General features: G+C 67.5%; 18 protein-coding genes. 3 read left to right on the top strand and 15 right to left on the bottom strand.

The window, feature by feature from the left end:
• Window position 1: 1 nt before the first annotated feature.
• Together HFGMBDPB_RS09225 and HFGMBDPB_RS09220 are read right to left on the bottom strand one after the other, a co-directional pair.
• Window positions 2-988 carry a Bug family tripartite tricarboxylate transporter substrate binding protein gene (locus tag HFGMBDPB_RS09225; protein ID WP_016450417.1) on the bottom strand — a complete coding sequence of 329 codons (987 nt, stop codon included), beginning with the start codon at window positions 986-988 and terminating at the stop codon, window positions 2-4.
• Between the two features lie 47 nt (window positions 989-1,035).
• The gene (locus HFGMBDPB_RS09220; RefSeq protein WP_212645282.1) at window positions 1,036-1,914 is read right to left on the bottom strand and encodes an NAD(P)-dependent oxidoreductase; all 879 of its coding nucleotides are present in this window, start codon (window positions 1,912-1,914) and stop codon (window positions 1,036-1,038) included.
• A 188-nt stretch (window positions 1,915-2,102) separates the two neighbouring features.
• Here HFGMBDPB_RS09220 and HFGMBDPB_RS09215 point away from each other — a divergent pair, with 188 nt between their 5' ends.
• Window positions 2,103-2,759: a GntR family transcriptional regulator gene (locus HFGMBDPB_RS09215; RefSeq protein WP_012206234.1), complete on the top strand. Its 657-nt coding sequence runs from the start codon at window positions 2,103-2,105 to the stop codon at window positions 2,757-2,759.
• Between the two features lie 6 nt (window positions 2,760-2,765).
• Here HFGMBDPB_RS09215 and HFGMBDPB_RS09210 read toward each other — a convergent pair whose 3' ends face one another.
• The 6 genes from HFGMBDPB_RS09210 to HFGMBDPB_RS09185 all read right to left on the bottom strand — a co-directional run bounded on the left by HFGMBDPB_RS09210 (window position 2,766) and on the right by HFGMBDPB_RS09185 (window position 9,174).
• Window positions 2,766-4,019: an MFS transporter gene (locus HFGMBDPB_RS09210; protein ID WP_126312966.1), complete on the bottom strand. Its 1,254-nt coding sequence runs from the start codon at window positions 4,017-4,019 to the stop codon at window positions 2,766-2,768.
• A gap of 84 nt (window positions 4,020-4,103) precedes the next feature.
• Window positions 4,104-4,541, bottom strand: a complete 438-nt coding sequence (gene aroQ / locus HFGMBDPB_RS09205) for a type II 3-dehydroquinate dehydratase (RefSeq protein WP_013801830.1) — start codon at window positions 4,539-4,541, stop codon at window positions 4,104-4,106.
• Between the two features lie 56 nt (window positions 4,542-4,597).
• A complete protein-coding gene (locus tag HFGMBDPB_RS09200) occupies window positions 4,598-5,656 on the bottom strand; it encodes a Gfo/Idh/MocA family protein (RefSeq protein WP_212645281.1) in 1,059 nt (352 codons plus the stop codon).
• An 11-nt stretch (window positions 5,657-5,667) separates the two neighbouring features.
• The gene (locus HFGMBDPB_RS09195; RefSeq protein WP_212645280.1) at window positions 5,668-6,819 is read right to left on the bottom strand and encodes a porin; all 1,152 of its coding nucleotides are present in this window, start codon (window positions 6,817-6,819) and stop codon (window positions 5,668-5,670) included.
• Between the two features lie 91 nt (window positions 6,820-6,910).
• Complete coding sequence (locus tag HFGMBDPB_RS09190; RefSeq protein WP_212645279.1) at window positions 6,911-7,744, bottom strand: shikimate dehydrogenase family protein; 834 nt, start codon at window positions 7,742-7,744, stop codon at window positions 6,911-6,913.
• A 35-nt stretch (window positions 7,745-7,779) separates the two neighbouring features.
• Window positions 7,780-9,174, bottom strand: a complete 1,395-nt coding sequence (locus tag HFGMBDPB_RS09185; RefSeq protein WP_203400766.1) for an MFS transporter — start codon at window positions 9,172-9,174, stop codon at window positions 7,780-7,782.
• A 186-nt stretch (window positions 9,175-9,360) separates the two neighbouring features.
• Between HFGMBDPB_RS09185 and HFGMBDPB_RS09180 the strand changes: the two genes are divergently transcribed.
• Together HFGMBDPB_RS09180 and HFGMBDPB_RS09175 are read left to right on the top strand one after the other, a co-directional pair.
• The gene (locus tag HFGMBDPB_RS09180) at window positions 9,361-10,131 is read left to right on the top strand and encodes an IclR family transcriptional regulator domain-containing protein (protein ID WP_012206241.1); all 771 of its coding nucleotides are present in this window, start codon (window positions 9,361-9,363) and stop codon (window positions 10,129-10,131) included.
• A gap of 17 nt (window positions 10,132-10,148) precedes the next feature.
• The gene (locus HFGMBDPB_RS09175) at window positions 10,149-10,586 is read left to right on the top strand and encodes a nuclear transport factor 2 family protein (protein WP_249343398.1); all 438 of its coding nucleotides are present in this window, start codon (window positions 10,149-10,151) and stop codon (window positions 10,584-10,586) included.
• A 16-nt stretch (window positions 10,587-10,602) separates the two neighbouring features.
• Here HFGMBDPB_RS09175 and HFGMBDPB_RS09170 read toward each other — a convergent pair whose 3' ends face one another.
• The 7 genes from HFGMBDPB_RS09170 to HFGMBDPB_RS09140 all read right to left on the bottom strand — a co-directional run bounded on the left by HFGMBDPB_RS09170 (window position 10,603) and on the right by HFGMBDPB_RS09140 (window position 17,054).
• Window positions 10,603-11,628: an aldo/keto reductase gene (locus HFGMBDPB_RS09170; RefSeq protein ID WP_016450426.1), complete on the bottom strand. Its 1,026-nt coding sequence runs from the start codon at window positions 11,626-11,628 to the stop codon at window positions 10,603-10,605.
• A 74-nt stretch (window positions 11,629-11,702) separates the two neighbouring features.
• Entirely contained in the window at window positions 11,703-12,599 is an 897-nt protein-coding gene (locus tag HFGMBDPB_RS09165; RefSeq protein WP_016450427.1) for a sugar phosphate isomerase/epimerase family protein, read from the bottom strand.
• A gap of 65 nt (window positions 12,600-12,664) precedes the next feature.
• Window positions 12,665-13,549 (bottom strand): hypothetical protein, encoded by an 885-nt coding sequence (locus HFGMBDPB_RS09160; RefSeq protein WP_016451438.1) that lies wholly within the window; start codon window positions 13,547-13,549, stop codon window positions 12,665-12,667.
• A gap of 167 nt (window positions 13,550-13,716) precedes the next feature.
• Window positions 13,717-14,676 (bottom strand): Gfo/Idh/MocA family oxidoreductase, encoded by a 960-nt coding sequence (locus HFGMBDPB_RS09155; protein ID WP_016450429.1) that lies wholly within the window; start codon window positions 14,674-14,676, stop codon window positions 13,717-13,719.
• Between the two features lie 82 nt (window positions 14,677-14,758).
• On the bottom strand, window positions 14,759-15,628 hold the full coding sequence (locus HFGMBDPB_RS09150) for a class III extradiol dioxygenase subunit beta (protein ID WP_047472058.1): 870 nt from the start codon (window positions 15,626-15,628) through the stop codon (window positions 14,759-14,761).
• 1 nt (window position 15,629) lies between these two features.
• A complete protein-coding gene (gene ligA, locus HFGMBDPB_RS09145; RefSeq protein ID WP_016450431.1) occupies window positions 15,630-16,088 on the bottom strand; it encodes a protocatechuate 4,5-dioxygenase subunit alpha in 459 nt (152 codons plus the stop codon).
• A 48-nt stretch (window positions 16,089-16,136) separates the two neighbouring features.
• Complete coding sequence (locus tag HFGMBDPB_RS09140) at window positions 16,137-17,054, bottom strand: amidohydrolase family protein (protein WP_212645277.1); 918 nt, start codon at window positions 17,052-17,054, stop codon at window positions 16,137-16,139.
• Between the last annotated feature and the right edge of the window lie 7 nt (window positions 17,055-17,061).

Here is a 17,061-nt window from a genome sequence, read left to right as displayed (position 1 = left end):
CTCAATCGAGCGTGGTGCCAGAGCTCTTGACGATGGGTGCCAGGCGTGCGCGGTCGCTGGCGTAGAGCCTGGCCATGTCCTGCGGTGTGCCGGTGATGAGTTCGGCGCCGGAGTCGGCGATCTTCCTGGCCGTGTCGGGTGCGTTCACCACCTTGTTGATGGCTTCGTTGAGCTGCCTGACGATGGCGTCGGAGGTGCCGGCCGGGGCCATCACGCCCCACACGCTGGCCAGCTCCACGCCCTTGATGCCGGATTCGGTGTAGGTCGGCACGTCGGGCAGCAGCTTGGAGCGGCTCGCGGTGGTCACGCCGATGGCGCGCACTTTGCCCGACTGGATGTGCGACAGCAGCGTGGGGATGGAGCCCATGTACATGTCGATGCGCCCGCCCAGCAGGTCGGGCATGGCCTGCGCCATGCCGCGAAACGGCACGTGGGTGAACTTCACATTCGAGCTTTTCTGCCAGGCCTCGCTGATGAGGTGCGAAATGGTGCCGGTGCCCGGCGTGGCAAAGCTCAGGCGCCCGGGTTCCTTCTTCGCCGCCTGGATGATGTCGTCCAGGGACTTGTACGGGGAATCGGCATTCACCACGAGCACGGCCGGGCCGGCTGCGACCAGGGCCACGGCGCGCAGGTCCTTGTCGGGGTTGTAGGTGAGCTTGGAGTACAGCAGCGGGTTGAGCACCACGTTGTCGGTCTGCGCCATCACCAGGGTCAGGCCGTCGGCGGGGGCCTTGGCCACCTGGTCCAGAGCCAGGTTGCCACCGGCACCGGGCTTGTTCTCCACCACGATGGCCCACCCATGGGCCTCGGTGAGCTTGGTGCCGACCAGCCGCGTGAGGTTGTCGGTGCCGCCACCGGCCGGAAAGGGCACGATGAACCTGATGGGTCGCTGCGGATAGGTGCCCTGGGCATGGGCCGGAGCCATGGCGGCAGCGGTCAGTGCCAGCAGGCCGGCGAGGGCCAGGCGGCGTCGGGTCGGGGTCGTCATTGCGGATGTCTCCTTTGGTGGTGTCGGTGGGCGCAGGGATACGTTGATCAGGGGCGGCTGGCGAGCACATGGCTGCCCAGCCAATCGATGGCCTCGTCGGTGGAGGTGCCGGTGAAGGGCTGCACCGCATGCGCCCGGGCCGTGTCGGCGAACAGCGCCTCGACGGCGGTCAAGGCGATGGGCGCCAGGCCGTTGCGGGCCATCTGCTGCCGGGCCTCGGCCACCTCGTTGCGGCGGCGCGCGGAATGCGGGATGTGCGTGCGCACCATGGACTCCATCAGCGTGCGCAGCGGTGTCTCGTCGATGTCCTGCAGCACGGCATGCAGCTGCTCGCGCAGGCCCATCTGCTGGGCCGTCACCAGGCACTCCACGGCCAGCGCCTCGGTCCCCTTGGTGTAGATGCTGCGCAGGAGCTTGAGCGCGGCGGCATCGCCCGGCTGCCCGCCCACCACGCGAACGGAGCCGCCAAGGGGCAAGAACAATTCCTGTACAAAACCGGCCTTGCCACCGGCCACGAGCAGCGGCGTCTTGCTGCCGCCCAGGTTGACCGCGCCGGTGATGGCCACGTCCACGAAGTGCACCGCCCTGCCCTGGGCGACGCGCCGGGCCAGCTCGCCGCATTCGCGCATCTCCTGCGGGTCGGCCGTGGTCATGTCCACATAGACCACGCCATCGCGCAGATGGGGCAGGCAGGCCTCGAACAGGCTGCGCGCCACGGTGCCGAACACGGCGCTCACCACCACGTCGGCCCCGGCCAGCCAGGCGCCGGGCGCGGCATGCACCTGCGCGCCAGCGGCCTGCACGGCGTCGGCCACCGCAGCGTTGGGCTGCAGCTCGCACAGGCCCACCAGGCTGTGCCCCTGCTCCAAAAAGGCCTGCATGTAGCAGGCGCCGACCATTCCACCACCCAGTATTGCGAACTTCATAAAAATACAAATTTAAAACATTCATCGCAGTCTACGGAGTGCATCTCCTTTTTCTTCCTAGAGATTTCCCGTAGAACTTCGAATATTTGTACTTGTTTTGTATTTTTCGGAATGAAGCGAAGCGAAACGGGTCCCTCCGCCGTCACCTAGAATCGGCGCACCACTCCCATCCACTTGGTGCAAACACAGTGCAAAACGTGAAAGACAAGGCGTACGAGGTTCTGCGGCAGCGGCTCATCGGCGGCCACTACCGACCCGGCGAACAGCTCAAGGAGGAGCCCATTGCCCGCGACCTGGGACTGAGCCGCACACCGGTGCGCAATGCGCTGCACCGCCTGGTGGAAGATGGCCTGGCCACCGATGGCGCGGGCCAGGGTATCCGCGTGTCGGAGTGGAGCGACTGGGATGTGGAGGAGACCTTCCAGCTGCGCATGCTGCTGGAGCCGTACGCCTCGTTCCTCGCGGCCACGCGCGGCGGCGAGGGGCTGGCCGATGAGCTGGAGGCCAGCAACCAGCGCATGGAGGCCGGCATTGCCGCTGGCCACGACGGCATTGGCGAGGTGCAGTCAGCCAACCGGGATTTTCACCACGCGCTGATCGAGGCATCGGGCTCGCCGCGCCTCAAGACCATGCTGGCGACGATGATCGACATGCCGATCATCAAGCGGTCGTTCTACATCTACACGCCCGAAGAGCTGGTGCAAAGCCTGCACCACCACTGCGACCTGGTGATCGCCATACGTGCCAGGGATGGGGAGCTGGCACGCCAGGTGATGCAGCTGCACCTGCGCATGTCCTACCACCGGTTCATGAAGCATCGGGGTGAATACCGCGCGGATGCATGAGCGGTGTCATGACCGGGGCTGAACCCTTTGCGCTGCCCCCACCCGGTACAGCCGCGGCAGCCAGACAAAGGCGATGAGGACCAGCACAACGCCCGCCAGCGCCATGGGCAGCACCATCGGCCAGGCACGGTGGCGCATCGTCGGATCGACAAATTGCGCCGCCAGCTGGCCGGTGCAGAAGGCCACGCACATGATCGCGAAGCCCGAACACGACACGGCCCGCCCGGCCAGCTGCGGCGGCAGGCCACCCACCGCGCCCGCCTGGCCGCAAGGCTGGTGCAGGCCATGGCCCAGCGCATACACCGCGTGCCCCAGCAGCAGTGGAAAGGGCGAGGCCGGCGCCAGCACGCAGCCGGCGATCTGGATGCACGGCCCCAGCAGACTGAGCGAAGCGCCCAGCTGCACCGTGCGCACCGGCCCGCGGCGCGACAGCAGGCGCCGGCACCATGTGATGCCGAGGATGTAGACCAGCGAGCCGCCTGCTGGAATCCAGCCGTAGAGCACGGGCGACAGGCCGAACAGGTCGACGTACACCATCGGCGACAGCAGCAAAAAGCAGAAGATGCCGCCGTAGGTGGTTGCGGCCAGCGCCGTCCAGGCGCAAAAGCCGGGGTCGGCGAACACCTGGCGCACACCGCCAGCGGATACGGATACGGGTACGGATGCGATGACCGGGGCAGACTCCGCCGGCGCTTGCCGCGTCTCGCTGAAAGTGCGCCAGCACAGTGCCAGCAAAGCCAGCGAGTAGACGCCCATCGCCACCAGCACCCAGCGCCAGCCGGTGGCCTGGACGCCCCATGCACCGGCAATCGGCGCCACCAGGGCCACCAGCCCCAGGCCCATCAGGCCGCGGGCCATGATGCGCGGCCCTTCATGGGCCGGATACAGGTCGCGCACCGCAGCCCGTGCGCACACCAGGATGGCCGCCATGGCCGCGCCCTGCACGGCGCGCCAGGCCACCAGTGCGTCCGCGCTGCCCGCCAGCGCACAGCCTGCCGCCGCTGCCGTGTAGCAGGCCAAACCCGTCAGCAGAACGGGCCGGCGCCCGAAGCGGTCGGCCAGCGGTCCGCACACCAGCTGGGCGACACCGAAGGCCAGCATGAACACGGTCAGGCTGCTGCTGGCCGAGCCCAGGTCGCGCGCGATCTCGGGCAACGCCGGCAGATAGCCATCGGTGGCGACCGGCTGCGCGGCCAGCAGCAGCGGCAGCAGCAGGAGAAAGGAAACGGAGCGGCGCGGGCCGGGATCAGCGAAGTTCATCTCAATGAAGCCTGGTCACGGCATGCGGCGCGTCGAGCGAGGGAGTTCGAAGGACGATACATGGCCAGTTGCGCGCCATGCATCCTATGCGACGGCGGACAGCACGGCCCGCAGGCCCAGCAGATAGCTGTCCGCGCCGAAGCCGCAGATCTGGCCCCGGACGATGTCGGCAAACACCGAGTGGTGGCGGAAGGGCTCGCGCGCATGGATGTTGCTCATGTGGATCTCCACCACGGGCACGGTGAGCATGGCCAGCGCGTCGCGGATGCCGTAGCTGTAGTGCGTCCAGGCGCCGGCGTTGATGAGCACGCCATCGACGCCGTCCCGAAAGCCCTGGTGGATGCGATCGCACATGGCGCCTTCGCAATTGGTCTGGAAGCTGTCCACCTCGCAGCCCAGTTGGCTGCCCAGGCTGCGCAGCGAGGCGTCGATCTCGGCCAGCGTGACCGTGCCGTATTGGGCGGGGTCGCGCTGGCCGAACATGTTGTGGTTGATGCCGTGCAGCATCAGGATCTTTTTCATGGAGGCTCCGTGGCTTGATGTCATGGATGGAGGATGGCGCGCCGGTGATGTCCGGGTCACGCCGTGGTGTCGATGGCGGCGCCCATGCGGGCAGCCTCTGCAATGGCCTCGGTGATCTGCAGGTTGCGCAGGCCGTCGTGCACGCTGACCAGAGGCTGCGCCAGGCCGCGCGCCACCTGCGCGAAATGCGCCATCTGGCGCACCAGCGGGTCTTCGCGCTCCACGGCGGCCACATCCAGGTCGAATGGCTCATTCCAGGAGCGCTGGCCGGCCGATGCATAGGTCTTCAGCCGCATGCTCGGTATGGCCAGCGAGCCGAAGGTGCCCGCCACCAGGTAGCAGTCTTCGTCCTCATAGCTGGCATAGGCCTTGTTCTCCTGCGAGGTCTGCTCCCAGCTGCGCGCGCTGGCGGCCGTGTCCGAAAGCACAAAGCTGCCCAGCGCACCGCTGGCAAAGCGCAGGTTGATGGCCACCGTGTCTTCCACGGCAAAACCGCGCGTGGCATGCGAGGCGAAGGCCTGCACGGCCACGATGTCGCCGCACAGCATGCGCAGGTTGTGGACCTCGTGGATCATGTTGAGCAGGATGGGGCCGCCACCGGCCTCGCGACGCCAGGAGCCTTCCTCGAAGTAGGCGTCCGGCTTGTAGAACAGGGCCGCACCGGTCACGGCCACCAGGCGGCCCAGCCGCCCCTGGGCGATGAGGGCTGCGGCCCGCGCCATGATCGGGCTGTGGGCGCGGTGGTGGCCCACCAGCAGCCGGGCGCCGCAGCGATCGGCCAGCGCGGCCAGCCGCTGGGCCTCGGCCACGGTGGCGGTCACGGGTTTTTCCAGCAGTATGGGCAGGCGCGCATGCATGCACTGGGCCGCCTGCGGGGCATGCAGGCGGTTGGGCGTGGCCAGCACCACGGCGTCGGGCCGGTCATGGGCGATCAGCTCGCCCAGGTCGCGCCACAGCGGCACCCCGGCCCTTTGGGCAAGCTCCCGGGCTGCGGGCGCCGGGTCCACGATGGCGGACAGGTGGCAATCCGCCTGGGCCCCGATGGCGGCGATATGGGCCTGGCCGATCGCGCCGGCGCCGGCCACGGCAATGCGAAGCGGGTGCAGCTGTGCCATGGCATGCCCCCTCAGAAGCGGTGCAGCACGCCCAGCTGCACGCCCTTGATGGTGCGGCCGTTGACGTCGTCGGCCGATGTGAAGTTGGGCTTCATGCCGCCCGAGGCCGCCAGCCTAAAGCCCGCATTGCGGTCGTTCTTCAACTGCTCGGCCACCGCGTAGAGCATGGTGCGCCTGGACAGGTCGTAGTAGGCCGCGATGGCCCCGCCCGATGCGCCGCGCCCGCTGTCCGAGCCATCCTGTATGCGGCCCCACAGTGCGCCCACGCGCAGCTGCGGCGTCACGCGGTAGTCGGCCGACAGCTGCCAGACGCGGTAGAAGCGGCGCACATCGGCATTCGTGCCCGCCACCAGCCCGCCCACATTGCCCAGCACCGTGCCCGTGTTGTTGCCCGCCGAGCCCGCCGTGCTGTTGTTGGACCGCACAAAGGCCAGCTGGACCTTGCCCTTGCCGTAGTCGTAGTTGGCGTAGAGGTTGTCGTAGCGGACCGCGTCGGTATAGGCCGCGCTCTGCGGCGCACGCGCATACAGCCCGGCATAGCCGACGCGGTAGGGGCCGTTCAGGTAGTCCAGGCCCAGCTGGTAGATGGCCTGGCGCGCTGGAGCACCGGTCTCGGCCATGGCGTAGTGGGCCTCGAACAGGAAGCCGGCCATGCGCGGCGAGGTGTAGGAGATGTCGTTGTCGAAGCGCGAGGGCACGCCGAAGTTGTTGACCATCGATCCCAAGGTGCGCGAGGTGAAGTCGATGTAGTCGCCGCGCCCGAAGATCACCGTGTTCTGCCGGCCCAGCCGCACCTCGCCCCAGCCGCCGCCCAGGCCCACCCAGCTTTGGCGGTCGAAGCCGCGCGTGCTGTCGGCCTGCGTGCCGTTGTCGGCGTTGATGCCCATCTCCAGCTGGAACTTCGCGTACAGGCCACCACCCAGGTCTTCCTGACCGCGAAAGCCCAGGCGGCTGCGCAGCAGGGCGCCGTCCTCCAGCGTGGTCATGGATGCGCCCGAGCTGCTGCGCATGTGGTTGATGTACTGGTCCACGCTGCCGTAGATGGTGACCGAGGACTGGGCCTGGGCGCCCGCGCCCCAGGCGCCCAGCACGGTGGTCAGGGCCAGGATGCGAAGGGCCCCGCGCTGCGGCACTCGCGGTGTCTGGTGCATTTGCTGTTGCATGGTCTTGTCTCCTTCTCTGTGAAAACTGCTTTTTCGGGCGTGGCTGCGCCCTGCCCCGGACGCATCCAGGGCCGGTTGTCTGTCGGCTGGATCAGTAGGAGATGTGGGCGGTGGCGCGCAGCTCGTCGGGCGTGGCGCTGCCGAAGCCGAAGAATTCGAGGTAGGCGGGAATCATCTCGAACAGCATGTCCGTGCCCACCTGGAAGTCGCAGCCCTTGTCGCGCACGGCGCGCAGCAGCGGCGTGAACTCGGACTTCATCACCACCTCGCCCACAAAGGCGGTGGGTGCGATGCGCTGCACATCGAACGGCAGCGGGTCATCGTCCTTCATGCCCAGCGGCGTGGCGTTGACGACCACGTCAAAGCCCCGCGGGTCCCTGGAGCCCGTGCCCACCTTCATCCTCGGGTAGTAGGCAGCGAGCCGCCCTGCCAGGGCCTGCGCGCTCTCGTCCCGCGTATCGAACAGCATCAGCTCGCCCACGCCGGCCGCCGCCAGCGAGGCGGCAATCGCCGAGCCCACGCCACCCGCCCCGGAAATCAGCACCCGCGCGCCCTGCAGCTGCCGCCCCTTGCGCAGCACGCCGCGCACAAAGCCCGCGCCGTCGAACTGGTCGCCCAGCAGCGTGCCGTCCTCGCGCCGCAGCACGGCATTGCAGGCGCCTGCAATGTGCACGGCGGGCGTGACCTCGTGCACCAGGTCCACCACGGACACCTTGTGCGGCATGGTGATCAGCGCGCCGCGCAGGTTGGTGAAACGCATGATGGCGGCAAAGTCGCTGGCGAAATGCGCCGCCTTCACGCCCATGGGCACGACGCAGGCGTCTATGCCCCGGCTGTCGAACCACGGGTTGTAGATCATGGGCGACTTGAAGGTCTCGGTCGGGTCGCCGATGTGCGCGATGAGGGTGGTTTTTCCGGAAATCATTTCCTGGGGCCTTCGGATGCCTTGGGTTGCAGGATTCAGCGGCCGGACTGGGCCAGGGCCTGGTTGCGCAGGCGGTCGTACTCGGCAGCTGCCACGGGCTGCGCACCGGCCTCGCCCAGGTCTTCCATGCGCACGCGGTAGGTCTCGCGGGCGCTCCACGCGGCCAGGGCGGCCACCACGGTGATGCCGAAGGCGATCAGGCCCACGGTCAGCCAGATGTTGTGCGCACCCGGAGGCGCCACGGCCGTGAACAGCGCGGGCAGCATGGCGGTGATGGCCGTGCCCACGTTCTGCGAGATGGCCATGGCCGAGACGCGGGTGCGGGTGGGGAACAGCTCGGGGTAGAAGCTGGGGAACACCGCGTTGTAGCCCTGGTAGACCACGCCCCACATCAGGATGGACATGGCGAAGGCCAGCGGCATGTTGCGTTCGCTGATGGCGTAGAGGTAGCCGATGGCCAGCAGGCCCGACAGCAGCGCGCCGAAGATGATGGGCGGGCGCCGGCCGATGCGGTCGGACAGGTTGCCCACCATGGGGATCACCAGCACCGCGACGATGTTGCCCACCACGGGAATCCACAGGTACATGTCCTTGGCGAAGCCGATGCCATAGGCGGGCTGCACGGCGTAGGCCGCGCCGAAGATGGTGGCCACCACCGGGATCACGTTCATCAGCGCCATGCAGACCACGCGCAGCATGTCGGGCGAATGGTGGCGGAAGGCCTCGACCACGGGCGAGCGCGGACGCGCCTTGCTGCGGCCTGCTGCCGTGAAGGCCGGGGTCTCGTTGACCTCGCGGCGGATGATCCAGCCCGCGATGATGACGACGAAGCTCAGGATGAAGGGAATGCGCCAGCCCCAGCTGTTGAACTGCTCGGGAGGCATGTAGTGCGCCAGCGGCAGGAACACAGCCGCTGCCAGGATCTGGCCGGCCTGCACGCCCTGCAGCGTGAAGCTGGCGAAGAAGCCGCGCCGCCCGAACGGGGCATGCTCCAGGATCATGGAGCTGGCGCCCGAGATCTCGCCGGCCACCGCGAAGCCCTGTATCAGCCGCATCAGCACCAGCAGCGCGGGCGCCCACAGGCCGACCTGGTCATAGGTGGGCAGCAGGCCCACGGCGATGGTGGAAAAGCCCATCAGGAACATGCACCACACCAGCACCTGCTTGCGCCCGTGCGTGTCGCCCAGGTGGCCCAGCACGAAGGCGCCGATGGGCCGCGCCACATAGCCCACGCCATAGGTGGCCAGCGAGGCGATGATGGCAATCGCCGGATCACCCTGCGGAAAGAAGATCTGCGGAAAGATCAGCGCAGCCGCCGTGGCGTAGATGAAGAAGTCGTAGTACTCCAGGGCCGAGCCTATCCAGCCGCTGGTGGCGGCCTTGCGCGGCTGGTGCCCGGTGGGCTGTGTGTGTATCGGGGTTGCGCTCATGTGTTGTCTCCTCCATGTAGAAAAGGCCCCTGCCCGATGCTTGCGGCCAGGCCGGCGGGATGTAAAAAATGTAGTTCCCGCCTATGGATGCGCCCAAGCCAATTTCGAAAGGCATGTGCGCTGATCGCACCGCGCTGTTCGATAATCGCACGCACCCAGGGTTAATACGGAAAAATCAAAACCGTCATGACAACACCTTCCACCCTCGCCCAGCGCGACTGGATTGCCGGACTGGAACGCGGCGTATCGATCATCGAAGCCTTTGACGACGCCCACCCGCGCATGACGGCCGCCGAGGCCGGCCAGCGCACGGGCATGACGCGCACCGCCGCGCGGCGCTACCTGCTGACGCTGCAGCACATGGGCTACGTGGCGGGGGACGGCAAGCTGTTCTGGCTCACGCCGCGCGTGCTGCGGCTGGGGCAGTCGTACCTGGAGTCGGCGCGGCTGCCGCGCATCGTCCAGCCGTTCCTGCAGCGCGTGGCCGCCGGCACCCATGAAACCGCCTACCTGGCGGTGCTGGACGACGACGAGGTGGTCTACATCGCGCGCAACGGACCCAACCGCAACATGAACACCGGCTACGTGCTGGGCGCGCGCGTGCCGGCCCAGGTCACGGCGGCCGGCATGCTGATGCTGTCCATGCGCAGCGACGCCGAGCTGGAGCACTGGCTGGACAACCGCGCGCTGACGGTCTTCACCTCGCACACCATCACCTGCCCCGCCGAAATGCGCCGCGAGCTGGCCTTGATCCGCACCCAGGACTGGGCGCTGTGCGAGCAGCAGCTGAACCTGGACTCGCGCGGCATTGCCGTGCCGCTGCGCGACCGCCACGGCGCGCTGGCCGGCGCCCTCAACATCACCATGCCCATGGGCCGCGAAACCGGCAAGGACGCCGTGGCGCGCGTGCTGCCCATGCTGCGCGAGACGGCGCAGGCCATGCGGGATCTGATCTGATGGTGAACAACACGGCCATGGCGCAACTTCCTGACCTGGACATGCATGGCGGCGACGACCATCTGCTGCAGCATCTGCAGGCACTGGAAGTGCGGCTGCACGATCCGCAGGTGCGATCGGACGCAGGCCAGCTGCAGGCGCTGCTGCATGAAGACTTTCTGGAATTCGGCCGATCGGGCGGCATGCACGACCGGGCCGCCACCGTGGACAGCCTGGCGGCCGCCTTGCCAGCACAGGCCCCTGCCCGGCTGGTGTCAGGCGGCTTTGCGCTGGCGCGCCTGGGACCGGACAGCGCGCTGCTGACCTACCGCTCGGCCAGCGTGGCCGAGGATGGAACGGCCGGCCGGCATACGCTGCGCTCCTCGGTCTGGCTGCGCACGGTGCGGGGCTGGCAGATGCGCTTCCACCAGGGCACGCCCACGGCGCCATTCGACCTGGCCGCATCCATGCCATGAGCGGCCTGCGGCGTGTTCAGACGGTCTCGAACGCGTACTTTTCCGTATCCACCTCGCGCTGCGAGGCCACGGCATAGCGGTCGCCCTGGATGCGCTCGGGCTTGAAGAGGTCGTCCAGTTCGGCCAGCAGGGCCGCATCCAGGCGCACGGCGCCGCCGCGCAGGTCTTCGTGCAGGTGGTCCACGCTGGTGGTGCCCGGCAGGGCAATCACATGCTCGCCCTGGTGCAGCACCCAGGCGATGGCCAGCTCGGCCAGCGTGCAGTCGGCGCGCTCGGCAATGGACTGCATGGGCGCGAGCAGCTGCAGGTTCTTCGCATAGGCCTCGGGCGCAAAGCGCGGCATGGCGGCGCGGATATCGCCCTTGACCAGGCCCTGGACCTCCTGGAGCTTGCCGGTGAGGAAGGCGCGGCCCAGCGGGCTGAAGGCCACGTAGGCAATGCCCAGTTCCTTGCAGGCCTGCAGCGTGCCCAGCTCGGCATTGCGCGACCACAGCGAATACTCGCTTTGCAGCGCGGCGATGGGGAAGGTGGCATGGGCGCGGCGCAGCGCGTCGGCGCCGATCTCGGACAGGCCCAGGGCGCGCACCTTGCCCTCTTCCACCAGGCGCGACATCTCGCCCACCGATTCCTCGATGGGCACGCGGCGGTCCCAGCGGTGCAGGTAGTAGAGGTCGATGACATCGGTGCCCAGGCGCTGCAGGCTGTCTTCGCAATTGCGGCGCAGGGTCCTGGGGTGGCCATCGATCACGCGGCGCACCACGCCGTCATCGCCGCGCACGCCGGCCATGCCGCATTTGCTGGCCAGGGTGATGTGGTTGCGGTGGGACTTGAGCACGGGGCCGACCAGGGATTCATTGGCGCCGAAGCCATACAGCGCCGCCGTATCGAACAGCGTGACACCGGCGTCCAGCGCCGCATGCAGCACGGCCCTGCCCTGCTCGGGCGACGGCGGATGGCCATAGGCGTGGCTGAGGTTCATGCAGCCCAGGCCGACGGCGCTGACGGAGAAGGGACCCAGGTTTCGTGTGGACAGGTTGGTCATGGTGGCTCACAGGGAAAAGAAGAAAGGGAGCGGCCGGCGCTCCCTTGCAGTGCATTCGCACAACGATTTTGCCGTCAAACCGCAGCGCCCCGCACGCCCGTGCGCGCCCAGGCTGGCAGCGGCACGGGCCGGTGCAGCACGTCGTCGTTGAGCCACTGCGCGCTGCGGCGCGCGCGCTCGGCCACGGTGTCCAGCGGCAGTTGCTGGTAGTCGTCGTTGAAGACCTCGAAGCTGTAGTCGCCACGGTAGCCCAGGCGGTCCAGGCGCAGCACCAGGTCGGCCAGGCGCTCGCTGTGCACGCCCTCGCCCGGAAACACGCGAAAGGTGCGCGCCGTGGCCATGCGTTCCTCGAAGGTGGGCGCGTCATGCCACATGAAGTCGGACAGCTGCACCAGGAAGATCTTGTCGCGGTCGATCAGCTCCAGCGCATCCAGCGGCGTCTTGGCGGCCAGGATGTGGAAGGAGTCCAGGCCGATGCCCAGGTTGGACATGTCGGCGCGGCAGACCACGTCCCAGCTGGTGGTGAATTCGTTGACGTTGCGGCCCCAGGACAGGCCCTCGTAGGCGATCTTCACGCCCAGCGGAATGCCGAGCATGGCCAGCTTGCGCAGGTCGCGCGCAATCACGTCGAGGTCGCCCGTGGCATGGCGCGAGGTGGACGAGCAGGCCAGCAGCACGGGGCTGCCGATCTCGGCGCACATCTCCAGCATGGATTTGGCGATGTCCACCTTGTAGTGGTGCAGATGGTCGGACAGGCCCTCGAAGTCGCGCAGCACCTGAAAGCCCGTGGGCCGCAGGCCGCTGGCGCGCACGGCCGCCGCTGCCGCCTTGACGCCGCCGGGGTGGCCGGCCAGGTCGCGCGCGCTGAGCATGACCTGGGTGAAGCCCGCGCGCCGGATGGCGTCGAGCTTGGCCTCCAGTGAGCCATTCAGAGTGATGGTGTCCATGCCATAGCTGTCCAGCAAGCCCATGTTGCCCTCCAGGATCGTTGTGTGTATCGGCGGTTGAATCGGACGGCGGCGCGCCAGGCTTTGCGCTAGGCGTCGCGGTGCACCAGCTCGAACACCACGGTGCCCATGGCGTTGCGCGTGAGCGCGCCGCGGTCATCGGGGTGCAGGCGGCTCGATTCCACGAACTCCACGCCGCGCTGGCGCAAGGCCTGCACGGCAGCAGGCACGTCGGTGGTGCCCAGGCCGATGCGCTGCAGGCGCTCGGGCATGTCGTCCCACTCCAGGCCCGGATCGGGCTCGATGAGCTGCCACAGGAAGCGCTTGCAAGGACTGCGCATGAGCTTGCCCTTGGGCAGGATGCCGAAGCGCTGCGCATCGGGCAGCAGGTGGAAGTCGAACATGCGTTCGAAGTAGGTGATCCAGTCGGCGCTGCGGCCACGCCCTATGTACTGGACCACGCCGAAATAGCCCAGGCCGGCCAGCGCCGGCGGATGGGGATCGGCCCCGGCAACGGGCTTGAAGTCGATGTCATAGATGGAGAACTCCTGCCATCGATCGACAAAGTAGAAGCGGCTGCCACCCGGGCCGTGGATGGCCGGGATGTGCAGCTCCATCGCCTGGGCCTGGCTGGGCGCCGCCCAGGCTCCCAGCTCGATGCAGCGCGTATGCGCCTGCAGGGCATCCTGCACGCGCAGCGCCACGGCCGAGATGACGGGCTGCCCGTCGGACGCGGCATGGGCCAGCACATCGGCGGCGCCCGCATTGACCACCAGGTTCATGTCCCCCTGCCGGTACAGCGTCACCTCGCGCGAGCGGTGCCGCGCCACGGGGCGAAAACCCAGCCCCTCCAGCACCTGGCCCAGGGCCTGGGGCTGGCTGGTCGTGTACTCGATGAACTCTATGCCGTCGATCCCGAGGCGATTGGACGCCTCGGGCACGTCTTCCCGGCTGCTGGAGGAGGAATCGGTCATTGCGGTACTCCGGGTGGAAACATGATCGTCGTGCCACGCCCAAGTGGCATCGCTCTCCTACGATCAAATACGCGTAAAACTGGCGCGGCCCAACTCAGAGACACCGAGGAAGGGCCGCCCCGCACCGAGGGTGTCGTCCCCCTTTCAGGGGGAAGACGCGAAGCGGCTCAGGGGGTGAGCTGTTTTTCCAGGTCGTGCAGGACCTGATAGCAGGGCAGCACCTGAGCCACGCTGGAATTGGGCTCGCGGCCTTCGCGGATGGCGGCGAAGAACTCGCGGTCCTGCAGCTCGATGCCGTTCATGGACACATCGACCTTGGAAACGTCGATCTTCTCTTCCTTGCCGTTGACCAGGTCGTCATAGCGCGCAATGTAGGTGCCGGTGTCGCCGATGTAGCGGAAGAAGGTGCCCAGCGGGCCGTCGTTGTTGAACGACAGGCTCAGCGTGCAGATGGCGCCATTGGCGGCCTTGAGCTGGATGCTCATGTCCATGGCAATGCCCAGTTCCGGGTGGATGGGGCCTTGCACGGCGTTGGCCTTCACGATGGGGCTGCCGGCCTGGTAGGCGAACAGGTCCACGGTGTGGGCAGCGTGGTGCCACAGCAGGTGGTCGGTCCAGCTGCGGGCCTGGCCCAGCGCGTTCATGTTGGTGCGGCGGAAGAAGTAGGTCTGCACATCCATCTGCTGGATGTTGAACTCGCCGGCCGCGATCTTCTTGTGCACCCACTGGTGGCTGGGGTTGAAGCGGCGCGTATGGCCGCACATGGCCACCAGGCCGGTCTGCTTTTGCAGATCGGCCACGGCCTGCGCGTCCTTGAGGCTGTCGGCCAGCGGGATCTCCACCTGCACATGCTTGCCGGCCTTCAGGCATTCGATGGCCTGGGCGGCGTGCATCTGCGTGGGCGTGCACAGGATGACGGCGTCCACCTCGGGCAGGGCCAGGCTGTCGGCCAGCTCGGTGGTCACATGCTGGATGCCGTACTTGTCGGCCACTTCCTGGGTCTTGGCCAGCTCGCGGCCCACCAGGGAGACGACTTCCACGCCGTCGATGTTCTTGATGCCGTCCAGGTGCTTGATGCCGAAGGCACCGGCGCCCGCCAGGGCGACTTTGATGGTCTTGTTGCTCATATGAGTCTCCGTAGAGCCGCCTCAAGGAGGCGAAGGCCCCCTCGGGGGGCAGTGAATACACGCAGTGATGAACGCGGGGGCCTCAGCCGTTCTCCAGGATGAGATGCCCGACAGCGGTGTTCGATGCCGGCACATGGTAGAAGCGGTGGTTGACCTTGGGCAGCGGCGCGGGGCCATCCACATCGGCCATGGCGCCGCGCGCGATCAGCCACATCACCAGCTCGATGCCTTCGGAGCCGGCCTCGCGCACGTAGTCGATATGCGGCATCTTGGCCAGGCCGGCAGGGTTCTCGATCAGCAGGTCCAGGAAGCGGTTGTCCCACTCCTTGTTGATCAGGCCCGCACGCGCGCCCTGCAGCTGGTGGCTCATGCCGCCCGTGCCCCAGATCTGCACGTTCAGGTCTTCGTCGAAGCTTTCCACGGCGCGGCGGATGGCGCGGCCCAGGTTGAAGCAGCGCTGGCCCGACGGCACGGGGTACTGCACCACGTTGACGGCAAACGGAATCACCGGGCAGGGCCAGGCGCCCGTGCGCGCGTCCTGCTCGCCGCACATCAGCGACAGCGGCACGGTCAGGCCGTGGTCCACGTCCATCTTGTTGACGATGGTCAGGTCGAAGTCCTGCTGGATCACCGACTGCGCAATGTGGCTGGCCAGTTCCGGATGGCCGATGACCTTGGGCACGGGGCGCGGGCCCCAGCCTTCGTCGGCGGGCTGGTATTCAGCGGCCGTGCCGATGGCAAACGTCGGGATGAAGTCCAGGCTGAACGCGGTCGCGTGGTCGTTGTAGACCAGGAAGATCACGTCGGGCTTGTTGTCCTTGAGCCATTGGCGCGAGTGCTCGAAGCCCTTGAACAGCGGCTGCCAATAGGGGTCGCCCACCTTGCCCAGGTCCATGGCCGCGCCGATGGCGGGCACATGCGAGGTGTAGACGGATGCGGTGATGCGCGCCATTTCAGTTGCCTTCCTTGTTGTTCTTGTCCACGCTGCCGGCCTTGCCCTGCGGCTGGCGGTGGGCCTGGGCATCGCCCTCCTCGCCCACGCGGCGGTTGCCTTCGGCCGAACGGCCTCCGCTCACCATCATGTTGCGGTATTCCTCTTCCGACATGCCGGTCATGGAGCCGGCCATTTGCTGGAAGCTCTTGCCATCCGTGGCGCCGATCTTGGCCAGGAAGTAGATGTTGCCGCCCGTGCGCATGCACCAGTTCAGATCGCGGGCCAGCACGGCCTGCTTCTGCTCCTCGCTCATGGCCCATTCGTCCAGGTAGGCACGCTCGTCGGCCTTGAAGCGCTCGCGATTCTCGGCCTTCATCAGCGACATGCAGAACTGGTTGAGCCAGTAGCCTTTGCGGGACTGCTCGGCATCGAAAATGATGGTGCCGGGCACGTCCAGATAGGGTTTGTCCAATGCCATGGATATCTCCTTGAATATGTCCGGCACCCAGGCCGGACATGGTCGCCTTCAGGCCTCTTCGGGCCAGTAAAGGCGCATGGGGTTGTCCACCAACAGCTTGCGCTGCAGTTCGGCCGTGGGGGCGATGTGCGGGATGAAATCGACCAGCAGGCCGTCGTCGGGCATGTGGTCCTTCAGATTGGGGTGGGGCCAGTCGGTTCCCCACAGCACGCGGTCGGGGAATTCCTCGACCACGCGGCGGGCGAAGGGCACCACGTCACGGTAGGCATTTTGCTCGCCGTCCAGCGCCTTGGGGCCGGTGACGGACAGGCGCTCGGGGCAGCTGACCTTGCTCCAGACGTTCTGGTGCTCGCGCATGAACTTGAGGAACAGCTCGAACTCGGGCCCGTCCACGGGCTTGCTCACGTCGGGGCGGCCCATGTGGTCCACGACCACGGTGGTGGGCAGGCTGGTGAAGAAATCCCACAGCTCGGGCAGGTCCACGGCCTCGAAGTAGATGACCACATGCCAGCCGAGCTTGGCGATGCGGCCCGCGATCTCCATCAGCTCGTCCTTGGGCGTGAAGTCCACCAGGCGCTTGACGAAGTTGAAGCGCACGCCGCGCACGCCGGCGGCGTGCAGTTCCTGCAGTTCCTCGTCGGTCACGCTGCGGCGCACCGTGGCCACGCCGCGCGCCTTGCCGCCGGCGGCCTTGCAGGCATCGACCATGGCGCGGTTGTCGGCGCCGTGGCAGGTGGCCTGCACGATGACGTTGCGCGCAAAGCCCAGGTGGTCGCGCAGCGCGAACAGCTGCTGCTTGCTGGCATCGCAGGGCGTGTACTTGCGCTCGGGCGCGAACGGGAATTCATCGCCAGGGCCGAAGACGTGGCAGTGGGCATCGACAGCGCCTGCGGGCACCTGGAACTTGGGCTTGGAGGGGCCGGCGTACCAGTCCAGCCAGCCGGGGGTCTTTTCAAAAGCGCTCATGTTCCCT

Origin of the sequence: Delftia sp. PE138, from assembly GCF_018320755.1 — a bacterium.
Classification (GTDB): domain Bacteria; phylum Pseudomonadota; class Gammaproteobacteria; order Burkholderiales; family Burkholderiaceae_C; genus Comamonas; species Comamonas tsuruhatensis.
Note: the sequence above shows the minus strand (reverse complement) of the source record. Positions and strands in the feature narration are given on the sequence as shown.